General features: G+C 33.9%; 18 protein-coding genes. 1 reads left to right on the top strand and 17 read right to left on the bottom strand.

Translation table 11 applies throughout. The features are described 5' to 3' along the window. Positions 1-97 precede the first annotated feature (97 nt). From FC72_RS01455 to tyrS, 15 genes are all read right to left on the bottom strand, one after another. Entirely contained in the window at positions 98-469 is a 372-nt protein-coding gene (locus tag FC72_RS01455; RefSeq protein ID WP_057764053.1) for a nuclear transport factor 2 family protein, read from the bottom strand. 92 nt (positions 470-561) lie between these two features. After that, a complete protein-coding gene (locus FC72_RS01450; protein WP_057764051.1) occupies positions 562-1,443 on the bottom strand; it encodes a LysR family transcriptional regulator in 882 nt (293 codons plus the stop codon). A gap of 202 nt (positions 1,444-1,645) precedes the next feature. After that, positions 1,646-2,245 carry an NAD(P)H-binding protein gene (locus FC72_RS01445; RefSeq protein WP_057764047.1) on the bottom strand — a complete coding sequence of 200 codons (600 nt, stop codon included), beginning with the start codon at positions 2,243-2,245 and terminating at the stop codon, positions 1,646-1,648. 57 nt (positions 2,246-2,302) lie between these two features. Continuing rightward, positions 2,303-3,343, bottom strand: coding sequence for a zinc-dependent alcohol dehydrogenase family protein (locus FC72_RS01440; RefSeq protein WP_057764045.1), 1,041 nt, complete (start codon positions 3,341-3,343; stop codon positions 2,303-2,305). Between the two features lie 60 nt (positions 3,344-3,403). Continuing rightward, positions 3,404-4,255 (bottom strand): SDR family oxidoreductase, encoded by an 852-nt coding sequence (locus FC72_RS01435; protein WP_057764043.1) that lies wholly within the window; start codon positions 4,253-4,255, stop codon positions 3,404-3,406. A gap of 238 nt (positions 4,256-4,493) precedes the next feature. Further along, positions 4,494-5,873, bottom strand: coding sequence for a DUF4097 family beta strand repeat-containing protein (locus tag FC72_RS01430; RefSeq protein WP_057764041.1), 1,380 nt, complete (start codon positions 5,871-5,873; stop codon positions 4,494-4,496). Positions 5,874-5,875: 2 nt separating this feature from the next. Continuing rightward, a complete protein-coding gene (locus tag FC72_RS01425) occupies positions 5,876-6,217 on the bottom strand; it encodes a PadR family transcriptional regulator (RefSeq protein WP_057764039.1) in 342 nt (113 codons plus the stop codon). Positions 6,218-6,328: 111 nt separating this feature from the next. After that, complete coding sequence (locus FC72_RS01420; protein ID WP_057764037.1) at positions 6,329-7,696, bottom strand: NAD-dependent succinate-semialdehyde dehydrogenase; 1,368 nt, start codon at positions 7,694-7,696, stop codon at positions 6,329-6,331. A 297-nt stretch (positions 7,697-7,993) separates the two neighbouring features. Further along, positions 7,994-9,010, bottom strand: coding sequence for a quinone-dependent dihydroorotate dehydrogenase (locus FC72_RS01415; RefSeq protein WP_057764035.1), 1,017 nt, complete (start codon positions 9,008-9,010; stop codon positions 7,994-7,996). Next, positions 9,010-9,645 carry an orotate phosphoribosyltransferase gene (gene pyrE, locus FC72_RS01410; protein WP_057764033.1) on the bottom strand — a complete coding sequence of 212 codons (636 nt, stop codon included), beginning with the start codon at positions 9,643-9,645 and terminating at the stop codon, positions 9,010-9,012. Before pyrE ends, FC72_RS01415 begins: the two co-directional genes overlap by 1 nt. After that, complete coding sequence (pyrF, locus tag FC72_RS01405; protein WP_057764031.1) at positions 9,645-10,337, bottom strand: orotidine-5'-phosphate decarboxylase; 693 nt, start codon at positions 10,335-10,337, stop codon at positions 9,645-9,647. Before pyrF ends, pyrE begins: the two co-directional genes overlap by 1 nt. A 9-nt stretch (positions 10,338-10,346) precedes the next feature. After that, positions 10,347-11,615: a dihydroorotase gene (locus FC72_RS01400; RefSeq protein WP_057764028.1), complete on the bottom strand. Its 1,269-nt coding sequence runs from the start codon at positions 11,613-11,615 to the stop codon at positions 10,347-10,349. Continuing rightward, a complete protein-coding gene (locus FC72_RS01395; protein ID WP_057764025.1) occupies positions 11,572-12,513 on the bottom strand; it encodes an aspartate carbamoyltransferase catalytic subunit in 942 nt (313 codons plus the stop codon). The genes FC72_RS01400 and FC72_RS01395 overlap by 44 nt, the downstream gene beginning before the upstream one ends. 340 nt (positions 12,514-12,853) lie before the next feature. After that, a complete protein-coding gene (locus FC72_RS01390; RefSeq protein ID WP_057764023.1) occupies positions 12,854-14,275 on the bottom strand; it encodes a Na+/H+ antiporter NhaC family protein in 1,422 nt (473 codons plus the stop codon). A 23-nt stretch (positions 14,276-14,298) separates the two neighbouring features. Continuing rightward, positions 14,299-15,543: a tyrosine--tRNA ligase gene (gene tyrS / locus FC72_RS01385; RefSeq protein ID WP_057764020.1), complete on the bottom strand. Its 1,245-nt coding sequence runs from the start codon at positions 15,541-15,543 to the stop codon at positions 14,299-14,301. Between the two features lie 408 nt (positions 15,544-15,951). On the opposite strand from tyrS, the gene FC72_RS01380 reads away from it, so the two are divergent. Next, complete coding sequence (locus FC72_RS01380) at positions 15,952-16,539, top strand: histidine phosphatase family protein (protein ID WP_057764016.1); 588 nt, start codon at positions 15,952-15,954, stop codon at positions 16,537-16,539. A 3-nt stretch (positions 16,540-16,542) separates the two neighbouring features. Here FC72_RS01380 and FC72_RS01375 read toward each other — a convergent pair whose 3' ends face one another. Both FC72_RS01375 and sufB read right to left on the bottom strand, forming a co-directional pair. Continuing rightward, on the bottom strand, positions 16,543-17,439 hold the full coding sequence (locus tag FC72_RS01375; RefSeq protein WP_057764014.1) for a DNA-processing protein DprA: 897 nt from the start codon (positions 17,437-17,439) through the stop codon (positions 16,543-16,545). A 126-nt stretch (positions 17,440-17,565) separates the two neighbouring features. Further along, positions 17,566-19,008 (bottom strand): Fe-S cluster assembly protein SufB, encoded by a 1,443-nt coding sequence (gene sufB, locus FC72_RS01370; RefSeq protein WP_057764012.1) that lies wholly within the window; start codon positions 19,006-19,008, stop codon positions 17,566-17,568. Between the last annotated feature and the right edge of the window lie 6 nt (positions 19,009-19,014).

Genomic DNA, 19,014 nt, shown 5'->3' with positions numbered 1-19,014 from the left:
TCAAATTAGATTTTTTTTAATTATTTTTAATTTAATGGATTTAATCACTTATCAAGTTTATCAGCAAAATAACTAAAAGACACTGAATTGGTATCTTTTAATATATTGAAGCTTCTTGTTTTGAAATCAACCAAGCTCCATTTTGCTTTTTGAAATACATTTTCATTTGAAGTGACCATGTATTTACTCCGCCACCCCAAACACTCGCTTTGACTTGGCTTTGACCAATCAGCGATGCGTAATCTCCAGATATTTCGATATCTTTAATGTTATCTTCAGTAGAAGAAAAATATTTCATTTGTCCATTTTGGATTTGATCGATCCATTCTAGTTTTGGTTGAACATACCCAGTCATATGTTTCAGCGACATATTTGGCAAAAGTATCTCATTCAATTTTGAAATATCTTTTTCCACCATCGCTTGGTTTTCTTGTCTATATAGTTCAATAATTTGTTCTTCATTCGTCATAGATATCACGCTTTCAACTGTTTATATATGTATGATATCAACAATTAATGTAGGCAGCTATTCTAATTTTTTGACTTAATGATAAGTTATTCTTATGTAAAATTTTTCTTGAGTAAATCTGCAAAAGTCTCGATATAATAGCCTGAATTATCTGCTTTCCAATATGCATAATACTTCTGTGACATAGTTTGCTTCCCATTAATAAGTTCAAGTGTTTTAACTGTATCTAAGTTCAACTGACCTTGAGTCCTGTCATTTACAATTAAATAACCTTGATTAGACGCAACTAAAATTTGTGCTTCATCCAATGTTTTAACTGCCTTGAATTCACTTCTTATTCCCAAAATATCTTGATAATATGATTCATCAGACTCCAACTCATCGTCTCCACTGACAAGAATACATGTCATATCAATCAATTGTTCTGAACTTATTTTAGTTGATAAACTTGGAAAACTAGAGCGACTAATAGCCACCATAAACTTGCTGTCAGTTAAAAACTCATTAACGTACTTGTTTGAAAGTGCTCGACGCTGATCAGCAAAATTCATATCTACTTGACCACTTCGAAGTAATTGATATAAATCTTCGTGATTTCCGCTTGTAATATTAATTTTTACTTGAGGATACTGCTTATTAAATTCTGAGACTGCACGTAAAAATTCCGTTGTTCCAAAACTTCTTAAATATCCAACTTTCAAATTAATTTGATCATCTTTGACAATCTTAACCGTATTATTAATTAATTGGTTGACGTCTTCCAAAATATCTTGACTATGTGTATAAAAATATTTTCCTGCATCTGTAACAGTAAAACTACGTCCCTTCCTTTCCAAAAGACTGACGCCCAAGCTAGACTCCAGTTCTTTCATCTGTTGTGAAATTGCTGATTGAGAAATATTACACTCTTCTGCTGCCTTGGTAAAACTATTATTTTTTACAATTGCGATGAAATATACCATTTGTTGAAACATAGACTCGCCTCATCTTTTTCTCTATTTCATTTTTATAACTAAAAGCAAATTTTTCCCTATTATTATAGCAACTAACTAAATTCATTGCTTGAAGAAGTAAAAACTGAATCACATTAAATTAATGAATATTTTTATCAAAAGCAAAAAAGCCAGCTTATGTATTCAAAGCTAGCTTTCATTTTTTCTTATTTATTAAATTTTATTATTCTGGAGTATTCAATCCAATACTGTCATGTGAATACAAACTATCGTCGTCAATCAATTTCTTGACCATATCAGCGATTGAGCTAACTGAAACATCATGTCCACCGAATGGTTCACCCTTTTTTGTTACTTGATAGTCAACTGGTCCATTATTAAACCATCCCGGTCTGATGATCGTATAGTTTAAATCTGAACTTTCAATTAAATCGGCAGCATCCCTATATGATTGCAACATCGGATTGCTTTGTAGATTTCCGCTTGCACCAATACTTGCTGGAATTTCATTATAAATTCCCATTGATGTGATGAAAATCAAACGATCAACATGATTGCGATTCATTGCTGAAATAATCTTTTTAGCAAATTTTGACAAATTTCCACTTAATGCAACAAACACAACGTCTTGTCCTGAAACTGCTTTATCCAAATCACTATCATTTGTGACATCTCCTGAAATCGTTTCTTCACGATTTGAAACAGATAATTCATTTGCTCTTCTAGAAAATAAAGTCAATCGGTCATCAGTTTCCTTTAACAATGTCTGACGGACTTTTGAACCAACAGTTCCAGTTGCTCCAATAATCAATACTTTTTTCATACTTTTATCCTTCTTCCGACAAATTTTTCAAATGATAATTAATCTAATAATGGTTTTCTACTTATCTGAAATAATTAATAATGATTTGATGGCAGTTCTCTTATCCATAGAATCATATGCATCTTCGATGTGGTCAAGATCAAATCGTTTTGTGAAAACTTTTCCAGGTTCAATTTTGCCATTTAATACAGCATCTAGCAATACATTTCTATCATAAGTTGTAACAGAGGCGATTCCACCTCTAAGTCCGATATTTTTCCAAAATAGATCATTAGTATTCATTTGAGATTTTTGAGGAACTCCAACTCGTCCAACAATAGCACCTGGACGTCCAACTTTGATTGCTGTATCAACGGACTGCTCAGTTCCAACACACTCTAAAATTGAATCTGCACCATTGCCATTAGTTAAGTCCAAAACTTTCTGTACAGCTACATCTCCACGTTCTGGAATAATATCTGTTGCCCCAAATTGTGTTGCTAATTGTTGCCTGTCCTCATGACGACTCATAGCAATAATACGTGTTGCACCACGTAATTTAGCAGCAATCACACCTGCTAGTCCAACAGCACCATCACCAAAGACTACAGTGGTATCACCTTTTTTAACTTCTGCACTTGCAGCAGCGTGGTATCCAGTTGCCATTACATCAGCTAATGCTAAAAAGTTGTTTAGCATATCATCTGAATAATCATCAGGTTTTCCGGGAATCTTGACTAATCCCCAGTCTGCATTTTCGTAACGGACATATTCTGCTTGATAACCATTACCACCGGATTGGGCATTAAGACAATTTCCATCAAAACCAGCCAAACATGCTGCACAATGCCCACAACCATGAGTGAAAGGTACAATAACAAAATCCCCAATTTTAATATTTTTCAAATCAGAGCCCACAGATTCAACAACACCGATTGCCTCATGTCCAGCAAGTGAATTACCATCTCGATGAGAGATACCTCGGTACCACCATAAATCAGAACCACAAACACAGGCGCGAATTACACGAATAACAGCATCTGTAGACTTTTCAATTGTAGGTTTTTCAACCTCTGTAGTAGTCATTTCTCCAGGTTTAACAAATAAAGCAGCTTTCATAATTAACTTTCTTCTTCCTCGATTATTGTGCATGAACTTCAGTTCATAGATTTATTATTGTTACTTAGTAGTCCCACTATCACGGACTTCTTCAACATCACCAAACCAATACTGTGCAGTAATTCCACCATCAGCAAGAAAATCACTGCCGGTAATAAACGCACTTTTCCGGTCCATCAATAATTCCGCTAAATTAGCAATTTCATCTGGTGTCCCTGGTCGTTTTGTTACCATCGAATCAAACATTTTCTTATATCCTGCACCTCGAGGACCATTTAATTCGTCCAATGCAAGTGGCGTCATGATTATTCCAGGGCTTATCGAGTTGATCCTAGCACCACGCTTTTGCCACTTAACTGATTCAGCTGCAACTCTCAAAACATTAGTACGTTTAGCATACTGATAGGCCGCTAGTGAATCTTTAATTAAATCAGGTTGTAAGATTGGCAAATTCAATAATTCTTCCGTTGGTGTCATTGCCAAAGCTTTATTGTCTTCAATAGACAATGCAGGTAGCCTATGTCCTGATTGTGATGAAATGACAATCCCTGCACCACCGGGCGCCATTACTTTTCCAAATTCCTCAAGTAATACTGATGTTCCGTATAAATCAACATGCAAAACTTCACTAGAAGACGCTTGTGATGGTGAAACTCCTGCTGCATTAACCAACCCAATAATGTCACCTAGTGACTGAGCTTTTGCCACAACTTCTTTGATTGATTTTCTTGAAGATAGATCAGCTTTAATGGTCTCAACTGAAAAGCCAGCTTCTTCTAAACGTTGTTTCATCGTATATAATTTCTCTTCACTATAATCAGCAATCAATAACTTTCGACCTGACGAAATTCTTCTAACAATTGCTTCTCCGATTGCTCCGGCACCAAATAATACTTCAACTTCGCTATTCATTTTATTTCCTCCAGGCATTTCTCATAACTTTTGAAGCTTATAATACAATCAAATTACTAATGAACCAATTCTTATTGAGGAGCTAATTGATAAGTTAAACTTATCAATACTTTTATTAAAGAGTACATTCGCTATTACACTAATAATCATATAAAAGAAAAATTGGCCGAGAAGATACCGGTAAAATACCGAAATCTTTTCGACCAAATTTTTGTATATAACGGATATCACTAAATTCTTAATACAATTTAACTATGCCTGAAGAAGCTTTACCTTCTAGTTTATACATAGGATCACTACCTACTTGACCATCTTTAAAACTAACTGTGTCATGTTTTAAAATAGCATTCTCAGGACTCTTGACGATTCCATTTTTAGCTTGTAAGTCAAAATAGTAGTTATTTAAAAGCATTGTTAATTTAACCGTTCCACTATTAGATTCTGCCTTTATATCACCTGTTAAATCAGTAATATTCAATGCAATCGTTCCAGAATGAGTAATTAATGAACCACTTCCACCTAAACCTTCACCTCTAATAGAACCGGAATGAGCTTTAATATCAAATCTAGATCCAAAAACATTATCTACTCTTAGAGAACCACTATGATCATCCAACTGTAGGTCACCATTTGCTTTTACGTTTGCCAATTTGATTCTTCCAGAATGATTACTTACTGACAAATTATTTACAGATATATTCTTAAAATATCCATTTCCACTATTGATCGTAGCCTTAATAGTATCCAAACCAGTAATGTTATTCATATAAAGTTGTCCAGATGAATTTGCGATTCTCATGCTATTTTTAAAATTGCTAGGAATAAGTATTTGAACTCTGATCTTTAAATGTAAAAATCTAGGATATCGACCTTGATTGATTCTAAGTGTACCTGATCCAAATGAAGTTCTAGCAAAATAGTCTGGATTATTGCGCGACATATATTCTCTTAAAATGATTTTGTCGCCATTACTTGGCAAAACTCTGACCGTAGCAGAACCATATGCAATGTCCAATCTTTCAACATCATCAACTAAGAATTCTTGTTCGTTTACTAAATCTAAAGTTTCAACATACACTTCTGTATCCACACTGTGGTCAAATTGATCATCAAACTTAGAAAAAGTCTCGCTTACATTTTCTTTATTCTGATCAAAATTTATTCCACGACCATCAATTGTCATGTTACCTAATTTAACGCCATTTTCATCAGCCTTAAAAATCTTACCATCACCTATCGATACACCAGATCCATCAGCTTTAAATGACTTACCTTTATTGATAAACATCCCTGTTTTATCAATTTTTAATTTATCTCCGCCATCAATTGTGATTCCCGATTGATTAATATCGATTCTGTGACCATTATCTTCAGCTGCTGAATCATCATTATTTTCAGATAAGACATCGTCTATTAGTTCAGTTATATCTCCAAACTCAACAAAAGATTCTTTTACGGCATCTTCAGCACTCTTACCTTCACTAACTTTATCTTCAGCAGAGGCAACTAAATCAGACTGTAATTCTTCAGCCAATTCATTAATATCTGCTGTTTTAGGATAGTCCTCAAATATATCATTTAACTTTTCATTTACTAATTTTATTATTTTTTCATTCATAGTTAATTTATCCTTCCAAGAATTAAATCATCAATTACATGCTTGGCGAAATTCCATTCTTTAACATTATTTTCTAAAGTTTCAGTACCTTGACTGGTGATTTTATAGTACTTACGTCTGCCACCTTGGCTTTCGTCACCCCAGTAACTTTCAATATCACCATTTTTTTCTAAACGTCTGAAAACCGTATAAAGTGTTGCTTCATTTAACTCATATGATTCATGACTCAATTTTTTTATCATTTTTGCGATTTCATATCCATAACTGTCACCTTGACTTAAAATGTTTAAAACAATCGTAGTTGTATGACCGCGAATTATATCCTTCGAAATTATTGGTTTCATAAAATATCTTCCTTTCGATAGGTATAATGTATCATCAACTACTGTGTGTGTCAAAGTAATTATTTCAAAACAGTAAAAAAAGAACATCCTAGTTTTTTGGATGTTCTTTTTCTATCTATATAAAATCGTTTTAGCATTAGCAAATTCTTTTATCCCTAAATCACTAAGCTCTCGACCATAACCTGATTTTTTAATACCACCAAATGGAATCTCCGCATGTGACGTCATAATCTGATTTATTGCAACCATTCCTGTTTCAATGTGACTTGCTAAATTCTGGGCCCGCTCCAAATCAGTAGAATAAATTGCTCCACCTAAGCCATAATTTGAGTAATTTGCCATTTTAACCGCCTCAACATCATCTTTAAAAGGCAAAATCTGGGCAACCGGTCCAAATAATTCTTGATCATACATTGGATTATTGGGAGTCATTCCTGAAATAATTAATGGATTAAATATTGCGTCTGATCCATCGACTTCAGTAGTATCTCCCCAAATAATTTGTGAACCTCCAGCTATTGCAGCATCAACCTGCTCTTTTAGCTTAATCTGTGCTGCCTTTGAAGATAATGGAGCTAAAGTTGTTTTTAAATCAAGTGGATCGCCGGAAACTCTTTTTGAAAACTCTGATATGATGCCATCAATAAATTCACCATAAACTTTTTGATTGACTATAAATCTTTTTGCGGATGTACAAGCTTGTCCTGCATTACCCAAGCGAGCGGATACTGCATTTTTCACGGCTAATTTAATGTCAGCATCATCCAAAACAATTAAAACATCCGTCCCACCAAGTTCCATAGTTGATTTTTTTAAATTTTTACCCGCTTCTGAGGCTAAAATTTTTCCTGCCTGCTCAGACCCAGTTAAGGCAACTCCTTGAACTCTCCGGTCAGAAATAATTTTATTCACCTGATCATAACTTACAAAAAGATTTTTGAATGCTCCTTTTGGTAAATTTGCCTTAATTATCGCCTCTTCAAATGCTTGCGCAGCACCTGGAACAATACTTGCATGTTTTAAAATCACAGGGTTGCCAATCAAATAATTTGGTGCAAATACTCGCATAACTTGCATATATGGAAAATTCCAAGGTTCGACTGCCATAATTGCACCGATAGAATCATATTCAACGTAAGAATAATTGTCAGGTATTTCATAAGGCTGAGATTTTAAAAAGGAACTACCATTTTTAGAATAATATTCAGCGAATTGGGCAGTTTTAATAACTTCTTGTTTGGATTCCTTATACAATTTCCCCATATTAATTGTCAATACTTTAGCGTAATATTCAACATTTGCTCTTAATTCATCAGCAACTTTTTTTAAATTTTTTTCTCTCTCCAAAATCGGTTGATGCTTAGCATCCATATAAAACTCATGAGCTTCATCTAATGCACGTTCAACTTCAGAATCTGTGGCATTAGGAAACTCTCTAATTAATTTTCCATCAAATGGATTAATTACTTTATAAGCCATATAAAATACCTCCTTTATTGATCGGCTCAAAGATACTTTCTTTAGAAGTCTTTGTCAATTCATTAAGCATTTTATATTCTCAATATTTATGAATAAAATTTTATAAAAAAAAGAGTGTGACAAAAGGCGGTCTGCCACCGGAACATAGTCTAGAATCACGAATGATTGGTACTGTCAATCATTTGTGGTTCTAGACTATGTGGAGGTTGCAGCCTGTTGTTACACGTTTAGGCTATAAAAAAGTTCGGAAATGTAAAAGAGGGGTTGCGACTTGCGTCACAACTCCTCTTTTCCAATTTAAATTGAATCTATTAAATTCTTTTCTGATAAATGTCGATTGATCTTTTCAATCAGACTTGGTCCGTTATAAATAAAACCTGAATATACTTGAACCAAAGTTGCTCCTGTTTCTAAAGCCAACTGTGCATCTTCAGGTGTGAAAATACCTCCTGAATAAATAATTGGCATATCTGGAAATTCTTTATGCAAAGTTTTGGTTAGATACATCGAACGAGCAAAAATCGGCTTACCACTCAATCCACCTTTTTCTACTTGATTATGTGAAATTAGATTTTCTCTTTTAGTCGAACAGTTAGATAGGATAATTCCGTCCATCAATCCGTCTACTTCGTGAAGATTATGGATCAACTCGTCTGTATCGATATCATTACTAAATTTACCAAAAACTGGCTCTTTGATTCCTAATTCAGATATTCCTTCAAGAAGAGGTTTTAAAACATCTAATTGTTGTAAAACAGTAACTCCAACTTGGTTAGGACAACTAAGATTTAAAGCAATATAATCAGCGTATTCGTGAATATCCTTTATATCTTCAATCATTTCTTGAACCATTTCTTCACTACTTAATCCATGTCCTGGAGCAATACTGATTCCCAACTTAGTTTTGGAGGGATGATTCTTTAAACGTCGTTTAGTTTCTTCAATACCAACATTATTTAACCCCATTCGATTAATAATACCTTGATCCTCAGTCAATCTGAAAATACGCTTCTTAGGATTACCCTCTTGAGGATTTCTGGTTACACTACCAATCTCAACGAAGCCTGCCCCAAGACCAGCTAAACTATTATAAAATTCAGCTTTCTTATCAAATCCAGCAGCAATACCAATTGGTGAATCGAAAACAACATCCTTTATTTGAACTTTTAAATTATCACGTTTGCGAGTATAAAATAATTTCTTTAAAAATTTGGGATGATCATTAAAAATTTTTAAACCACTACCAACAATTTTGTGGTCAACTTCAGGGTCAATTGCAAATACCATAGGGCGAATCATTTGATACCAATCCATTATTTGCACCATCCTTCTGGATCTTGATACCACTTCTTCAATAATTCCATATCTTTTTCTTCAACGTAATCTTTTTCATTAGCCACTTCGATCATTGTGGGATAGTTAGTTAAAGTAACTAATTTAGTTTTAGCATCTTCAAAATTTGACTTACTTTCAGGCAAATTATAAGAGAAGATGGCTACTGTCCCAATAACTTCAGCGCCAGCGTCACGAACCGCTTTAACAGCCTTTAAAATACTACCACCAGTAGAAATTAAATCATCAATTAAAACTACTTTATCTCCTCTTTCACAACGACCTTCAATTTGGCTATTTTTCCCATGATCCTTAGGTTTAGAGCGAACATAATTTAATGGTAAGTTTAAAATGTTTGAAACTCCAGCAGCATGTGGAATGCCTGCTGTAGCCACTCCACCAATAACTTCAACATCTGGATAATTTTCTTTGATCAAAGCTGATAAGTCTTTAGCAATTTGCTGTCTAAAATCTGGATATGCAATAGTCAAACGATTATCAGTATATATTGGTGCCTTTATTCCACTAGCCCAAACAAATGGAGTTTTAGCGTTTAAAGTAATTGCCTTGATTTCTAGTAATTTACTAGCTGTTTGATATGCTACTGATTCTTTCATTATTTATTCCACTCCTGACAAATATTTTTATATGCAGAAAATCCATCTTCTGATTGTGTAATTGGTCTACCAACTACTATCGCATCACTACCCAATTCTCTGGCTTCTTTTGGTGTTGCAACACATTTTTGATCACCAACTTGAGCCGTTTTAGGTCTAATACCTGGAGTAACACAGAGGAAGCTTTCATCTGTGACTTCTTTTATCATAGGAACCTCTAGTGCTGATGAAATTACTCCATCTGCACCATTATCAAATGCCAATTTAGCCAAATGAGTGACATAATCTTGCGATTTTTGTGGAATCATCAATTCCTCTGACAATTCGCTTTGTCCTAGAGATGTCAATTGAGTAACAGCTAAAAGATTTGTGTTTGATCCTTCGAGTCCCTTTTTAGCGGCGGCAATCATTTCAGAACCACCACTACCATGAACAGTAAGCATTTGTACATCCCATTTAGCAATCATTTCACAAGTTCTTCTAACAGTGTTAGGAATATCATGCAATTTCAAGTCTAAGAATATCTTGTATCCACGATTTCTCAAACTTCTAACGAATGGATATCCGAATTGACAAAACATTTCCAAACCTATTTTCACAAATAAATCTGTGTCCTTAGGGAACTGACTTAAAAATTCAATACACTCAAAATCATCCGCAAAATCTAACGCAACTATAACTGGCTTTGACATTTTATCCTCCTAAATTGAATATACTTCTTGACCATCTACAAACATTTTTTGAATTTGGCCATAGACTTCTTGATTAATAAACGGACTGTTTACACCTTTAGAAATGAAGTCCTCTTTTTTGATTTGATATTTTTTATTTAAATCTATAATGGTTAAATCTGCACTTTTACCTATTTGTATTTCACCCGCAGGTAAATCAAAAATTTGGGCAGGCTTAATCGTCATTAACTCTAATAATTGCTCTAAACTGATCAAACTTGTCTTAACAAATCGACTATACATAAGTGGAAATGAAGTTTCTATGCCTGTAATTCCAAACGCACTTTTTAAAAACCCTTGATTCTTTTCACTTTCAGCATGTGGTGCATGATCAGTGGCAATCATATCTATTGTTCCATCTAATAAACCATCAATAAGTGCCCTACGATCGATTTCACTTCTTAGAGGTGGATTCATTTTATAATTAGCATCATCTTCAATAATATTATCGTCACTCAATAGTAAATGATGAGGCGTTACTTCACAGGTAACATTTATACCTGCATCTTTAGCAAACCTAATCATTTTTACCCCATCTGCTGTAGATAAATGACAAACATGATAATGTACTCCCGTTTCTTTTGCCAAGATCAAATCTCTTGCAAGTTGCGAAGTTTCTGCAACCCTCTCAATGGCAGGAAGCCCCAACTCAACCGCTGCAGGACCTGCATTGATAACACCCTTATTAAATAGATTTTGATCTTCTACATGAGCTGCCAAATGACTATTTACAGCTTTAATTCTTTTCATTGCCTCAAACATAGTCTTTGCATTATTAATTCCATGACCATCATTAGAAAATGCCATTGCGCCTAACTTTGCTAAATCTTCAATTGGGCTTAAAGAATCAGTAGTTTCATTCGCTGTGACAGGCGCATATTGCAAAGTTTTAATAACTGACTTTTGATTTAAAGCTAGTTGATGTTTGAAATCATCTACATTATCTGGCACAGGTACAACATTTGGCATCGCTCCAACAGTAGTAAACCCTCCATGTGCTGCAGCTTTTGAACCAGTTAAAATGGTTTCCTTATGAACTTGACCTGGTTCTCTAAAATGAACATGGACGTCCACTAGTCCAGGTGCTACTAAATTATTTTTTGCATCAATTACTTGATCGGCTTTTTCATCTATTTTTTCAGCTATTTGAGAAATTTTGCCGTCTTTTATTAATAGTTCACTCTTATTTAATTTTTTAGCGTAAAACAAATTCGCGTTCTTGATCAGGATCGTTGTCAAATTGTTTTACCCCTAATAAGGTTTCTATCATTGCCATTCTCATATATACGCCATTTTCCATTTGCTTGAAGATATATGATTTATTACATTCAACCACATCGTCTGCAATTTCGACTCCTCGATTGATTGGAGCTGGGTGCATAATCATTGTATCAGCTTTCATCATTTCTACACGTCGCATATCAATACCGAATTCTTTGAAATATGATTCTTTAGAAAATTCTTTATTCTCATTATCAGCAAGTCTTTCATGCTGAACTCTTAATAGCATTACAATGTCCATTTCTTGGCAAAGTTCATCAACATTCATATGAGGTCCAATTGCTTTAAATTCATCACTGTACCATTCTTTTAATCCGCCAAAGTTTACTTCTGCTCCAAGATTTGTCAAAGCTTCAGCATCAGAATGTGCAACACGTGAGTGCTTCAAATCACCAATAATACCAACTTTTAATCCTTCAAAATACCCAAATCTTTCATAAATTGTCATCAAATCCAATAGTGATTGTGATGGATGTTGTCCTGTACCATCCCCAGCATTGATCAAATGGATCTTCAAATTTTTACCAAGTAATTCTTCATAAAATTTATCTTGTTTATGTCTAATAACAGCTAAATTCACACCCATACTTTCAACTGTTTTAATCGTATCGTATAGTGATTCACCTTTATTTACTGATGAATGTCTTGCATCAAAGTCAATTTGCTTCATACCTAACTTTGCTTCGGCCACTTGAAAGCTAGTATTAGTTCTTGTGCTATCTTCAAAAAATAAATTCATTGCGAATTTATCACTATTATTGGAACGTATTTTCCCTGATTTAAAGTCCATTGCTAAATGGATCAAGTTAAAGATTTCTTCGTTTGATAGTTGTGACATAGAAAGTATATTTTTCATTGTTTTCCTCCAATAAAAAAGGACACCCACAGATGCGGTGTCCTAAAGGCAGAAAATGCCACTCAACCTTTGAGACCTCGCTGGATCTGATTAAAAGTTCCTTTTATTTTTTATTAAGTAAACAAAAAACTCCCTACCCACAAGGAGAGGAAGTTTACGCGTGACGTGTTTAACCTTCCAAGCCTCACAGGACTTGTTTAAAAGTTTTCGTTGGAAATAATATAATTTAATTTCTCAACAACGTCAAGTTTTTTCAGATTTTATAAAGATTTCATTCTATCGAAAAGAGTGTTACATCAGCTTATACAGAGATAAATAATATCTTTTTTATAATTGAATATTATTTAGCATCCAAAACTAAATTTTTTGAAACAACTCTTTTTGAATTAGTTGATTTAAGGTAATTTTTACCAAAGACAAATGCAAAAACTACTGTCAACAATGGATTTAACCAAACGTAAAAAGCAAATGGAATGAAATGAACTGGACTAACTCCAAGAATACCGGAAATAAAGATACCACTAACACCCCAAGGAACTAAAGCATTAATATCAGCACCACCACTTGCTAAAACACGTGATAGGTATTGTGGTTCTATACCAAGATCCTCAAAATTTTTACGGAAAGTAGTTCCTGGAAGAATAATTGAAATGTATTGCTCACCAACTAAGAAGTTAACACCGATTGCACTTAACATTGAAGCAGCAACGACTTTTCCAGGTGTATTAACACTAGTTCTTAATTTACCAATCAAATTATCTACAACACCTAGTTTCAGCAATACTCCACCAAGTGTTAATGCAACTAAAATCAGTGAAATACTATCTAGCATACTTGAAACACCACCACCACTAACAATTGCATTTATATGCTTATCAGAAGACTTCAAGACAAATCCTTTCATAATAACATTGCTAATGGTATTAAACGAAGTATGGTTGATAAATATATCCATAATAATTGCTGTCAATGATCCACTTAAAAGTGTTGGAATTGCAGGTACTTGCAAAAATGCGCAAGTAATTAAAACTGCTATTGGTAATAACATAATTGGTGAAACAAAGAAATTAGCTTGTAGTGCATTAATAATATGGTGTACTGAACCCATATCAACTTGAGCGCTTGTATGGCCAACAAACAAGAAAATAACTCCGGTAATTGCAGCTGATATCAAAGCAGTATGAGAAATAGTTCTAATATGTTTAAAAACATTATCAACGCCAGCTATACCAGTAGAAAGATTAGTCGTACCAGAAAGTGGAGACATATTATTTCCAAACAAGGAACCAGAAACAATTGAACCTGCTGTTAAAACTGTATCAATTCCCATTACTTGACCTATACCCATAAAAACAATTCCTAAAGTAGAGATAGTTGTAAATGAACTACCTACGATAACTCCAACTAAACAGCAACTTACAAAAACTGTAAATAAGAAAAATGTAGGATTCAAAATCTCAAGTCCATAAACCATGATTGTCGGAATAACACCTGAAATTAACCATGATGCTACTAATACACCAATCATTACGAAAATTATCATAGGAATGATTCCAGGTTTTACACCATTTACTATTCCTTCTTGTAATTCGTTCCAACTAAAGCCACGGATTTTCCCGTAAAACAATAACAAGGTAAAAGTTAATAGAATCGGAACTTGAGGAGTCATTTTGAACTTTATCATCATCGTCCCCAATATTCCAAACATCACTAACATAATAATGACACTCTCTAAAACACTTAATCTATTCTTCTTTTCCATTTCATTCATCGCCTTAATTAAATTTATTTAATTTTGGCTAAGAAGTACTTTTTCTTTCCACGACGGATAACGATGTATTTACCATCAAATGAATCTTTAGGATCAATCATAATTGTTGTATCAGTTAGTCTTTCCCCATTAATTCTAATAGCTCCATTTTGAATATCTTCACGTGCTTGGCGTTTAGATTTGTCTACTTTTGTAGCAATCAATAAATCAACCAAGTTGATCTCTTCATTAGAGATCTCCTCACTTGGTACACCATGAAAGGCTTGTGCAACTTCATCTGTCGTTAGAGATTGAATTTCACCTGAGAAGAGTACATCAGTAATTTTTTCTGCTGTTTTAAGTGCTTCTTCCCCGTGAACAAATTTAGTAACTTCTTCTGCCAATGTTCTTTGTGCAACGCGTTTTTCAGGTTCTGTTTTAACTTTTTCTGCTAAAGCTGCGATTTCATCTTGATTTAAGAAAGTGAATTTCTTAAGAAGATTAATAACGTCTTTGTCATCTTGGTTGAACCAGAATTGATAGAATTCATAAGGTGATGTCTTCTTAGCATCTAACCAAACTGCTCCACCAGCTGTTTTACCAAACTTTGTACCATCAGCTTTAAGTAATAATGGAATTGTCAAAGCGTAAACCTTGGCATCTTGTCCTTCAGCTTTATGAATAAGATCCAATCCAGCTGTAAGATTTCCCCATTGATCACCACCACCGACTTGTAGTTGAATATCGTGTTGACGATAAAGTGTTAGGAAGTCCAATGATTGTAGGATTTGATAGGTAAATTCTGTGAAAGAAATACCTGCTTCCAAACGACTTGAAATAATTTCTTTATTAAGCATGGTATTAACATTAAATAACTTCCCGTAATCGCGAAGAAAATCTAAGATACCAATTGGTTCTGTCCAGTCATAATTGTTAACCATTGTGAAATCTTTGAAGATTTTCTTAGCTTGGTTACTAAGAGCCTCAACATTATGATTAACTTGGTCCATTGTTTGCATTGGTCGTTCAGCTTTCTTACCACTTGGATCACCAATTGAACCAGTAGCTCCACCGATAACGATATAGGGATGATGTCCCATATCACCAAAACGTTTCAAAGTCATAAATGGTAATAAGTGACCGATATGCATTGAATCTCCGGTTGGATCCATTCCGCAATAAAGTGAAATGTCTTTCTCGTCGACTAACTTTCTTAAGCCCTCTTCATCAGATTGTTGGTTGATCAAACCACGCCATGAAAGTTCATCAATAATATTCATTTAAATATCCTCCTATTAATTTGTCCGAATTACTGGGAATAAAAAAAGCGCCCCTGCAATTATATGCAGGGACGCTATTTGCGCGGTACCACCCAAAATTCAAATAGATCATAAATCTATTTGCTCTTTACTCCTGTAACGTCGGACACGAAATTCCAGCTAGGTATTTTATCATTTTATCCTGCATGACTCGCACCAACCGTCAATTCTCTGAACACCCAGATAAAAGATTACTTCTTGTGTAGCTGAAATTTAATTTATGTATATGATACTAGCAGACAATATAATTTTTGCAAGTAGTTTTCTTAAAAAAATTGTAAATAAATTAAAATAGCCCGTCTCACTTTTATTAAGATAACAAATCCTTTACAATCTTATAGGTATAAAAAAATCATGAGGAAGTTATATATGAAAAAGACTCTATATTTAATGCGTCACGGTCAAACTATTTTTAACGAACGAGGAAAAATGCAAGGATGGTCTGATGCTCCATTAACGGAATTAGGTCATAACCAAGCTAAAGTAGCAAAAAAATATTATGAAGACAATGGCATAACATTTGATGCTGCCTATTCTTCAACTTCAGAACGTGCTAGTGACACTTTGGAATTGATCACTGACATGCCTTACGAACGCCGTAAGGGTCTTAAAGAAATGTACTTTGGATTATTCGAGGGTGAAAACAACAAATTAAATCCTATCAAATCACACTATGAACTATTTAACGATGCTTTTGTTCAATATGGTGGAGAAGATATGCTCAATGTACAAAAACGTGTGACAAGAGAACTAAACGATATTATGAATCAGGATGTTAATAATGTTCTAGTCGTGAGTCATTATGTTTCAATCTTATCTTTCAATAATCAATGGAACGACTCAATCGAAGTGTTGAGAAGTGGTTTTACTAACTGCAGCATCTTAAAATACACTTTTGAAGACAATAAATATGATCTTCAAGATGTAATCAACCACGATTATTCAAATATTAAATAATAACTAGTCATGTTGGAATCTTTCCGACATGACTTTTTTTATTGCTGTAGAATCACTTACTGGCTTAATTCTACTGTCATTTAGAAAAAATTGATTACCAGACAATTCTTTATCGTCAAAGATCATAATTTCTTTATTTTGCTGTAAAGCAAAATTGATAGTATTAGTCGTCCCACTTCTCATACCTGTTTCGGCGACAATCAATCCATCGCTTAATGCACTTTGCCATTCATCCCTTGCAGCTAAATTATGTGAATATACTTTAGTTCCGTTAGGGTATGTTGAAACTAATAAACCACCAGTTTCAACTATTTTATTTGCTAAATCTCTATTTTCATATGGGTAAGTCGGCATATCTAATCCCTGACCTAATATTGAAATAGTCTGTTTGAGCCCATTAACCACATTCTCATGAACAGCAGTATCGATTCCTTTTGCTAATCCACTTATGATAACAAAATCTGACATTAATTCAGAAGTAGTATTAGAAACCCAAAATAGGCTATTTTTATTAGGAGACCTCGTACCAACGATAGCCAATGTATTGTCTGAATTTAGTAAATCTATATTTCCTTTCAAATATAACAATACTGGACGATTTGACATATTTTTTAGTCTTCTAGGGTATTTATCATCAAAATAATTTATAATTTCAATATTCTTCTTAATACTGTCTTTAAATTTTTTCAAAGAATTGGTTTGAGCATCTTTAAATGAAGTATCAGAAATCACTTTTTCATTGATCAATTTCTTTATCTTGAAGTTACGTGTCTTTTTTAATTCTGAATAAGAAAGATTCTTCTGACGATCTTTATTTTCCCTCAAATAATACAATACAGTTTGGTTCCCAATACCTTTAAATGACAATAAGCTCATAATAAATACTGTTAAACGATCCATATTCCACTCCATTCAGTTATTTAACTTAAATTACGTAAAAACTTTAAAAAAGTGAATTTTTTTATAAAAAAAACGACAATGCTTTATTTTAGCATTGTCGTTTAATATTTTCATTTTAAGTAAGATCTATCCAACAGTACCTTCCATCTCATAACTTATCAAACGGTTAAGTTCGACAGCATATTCCATTGGTAACTCTTTCGTAAATGGTTCAACAAATCCCATGATGATCATTTCAGTAGCCTTTTGTTCACTTAATCCGCGACTCATCAAATAGTATAATTGCTCCTCTGAAACTTTAGAAACCTTAGCTTCATGTTCCATTGAAACATTACCATTCAAAATTTGATTATAAGGAACCGTATCTGAACTGGAATCTTCATCCATGATGATAGTATCACATTCAACGTGAGCTTTAGACCCATCAGAATTTCTTTCAAATCTGACAGTACCACGATAATCAACGGCACCACCGTCTTTAGAAATTGACTTAGAAACAATGGAGGATGATGTATTTTTAGCGGCATGAATCATTCTAGCACCGGCATCTTGGTCAACATTATGTCCGGCAACAGCGATAGATAACATCGTACCTCTTGCACCTTCACCATCAAGATATACACTAGGATACTTCATAGTTATCTTAGAACCTAGATTACCATCGACCCATTCCATTGTGGCATTTTCCATTGCCTGAGCACGTTTTGTCTCAAGACTGTAAACATTATTCGACCAATTTTGAATGGTTGTATAACGTACGTATGCGTCTTTCTCAGCAAATACTTCAACAACAGCAGCATGCAAACTATCTGATGAATAGTTAGGTGCAGTACATCCCTCAACGTATTGAATACTTGCCCCTTCATCAACAATGATCAAAGTTCTTTCAAATTGACCACTATTTTCAGCGTTTAAACGGAAATATGATTGAATTGGAATATCCAATTTAACACCCTTTGGCACATAAATAAATGATCCACCAGACCAAACAGCACCATTTAAGGCTGCAAATTTATTATCATCTGGATGAACTAATTTACCAAACCATTTTCTAAATAGTTCTGGATATTCACGCAAAGCGGTATCTGTATCCGTAAAGATAATACCGAACTTAGCAAATTCATCACGCATATTATGATAAACAACTTCTGATTCATATTGAGCTGAAGATCCAGCCAAATATTTTCTTTCAGCTTCAGGTACGCCTAATCGATTGAAAGTATCTTTTAATTCTGTTGGAACATCATCCCAATCACGATACTTTTTGTCAGTTGCCTTTTGATAATAACGCATATTTTTCAAGTCTAATCCTGATAAATCGGGACCAAAATCAGGCATTGGCATTTTTTTATACATTGCATAACATTTTAATCTAAAATCAAGCATCCACTTTGGTTCGCCCTTTTCCTTAGAGATAGCGCGAACAACATCTTCTGTTAATCCTCTACCAGTAGAGAAAACAGGTTTGACATCATCATGAAAACCAAAGTCATAATCATCTTTTAGATTCAACGATTTTACTGAAGAAACAGCTTCTTCATTATTTTTTGTATTTTCAGTTTCTGGCATATTATT

This window comes from Companilactobacillus tucceti DSM 20183, from assembly GCF_001434665.1.
GTDB lineage: Bacteria > Bacillota > Bacilli > Lactobacillales > Lactobacillaceae > Companilactobacillus > Companilactobacillus tucceti.
The sequence above is the reverse complement of the archived record's forward strand: the minus strand, read 5'-3'. Positions and strand labels throughout refer to the sequence as shown.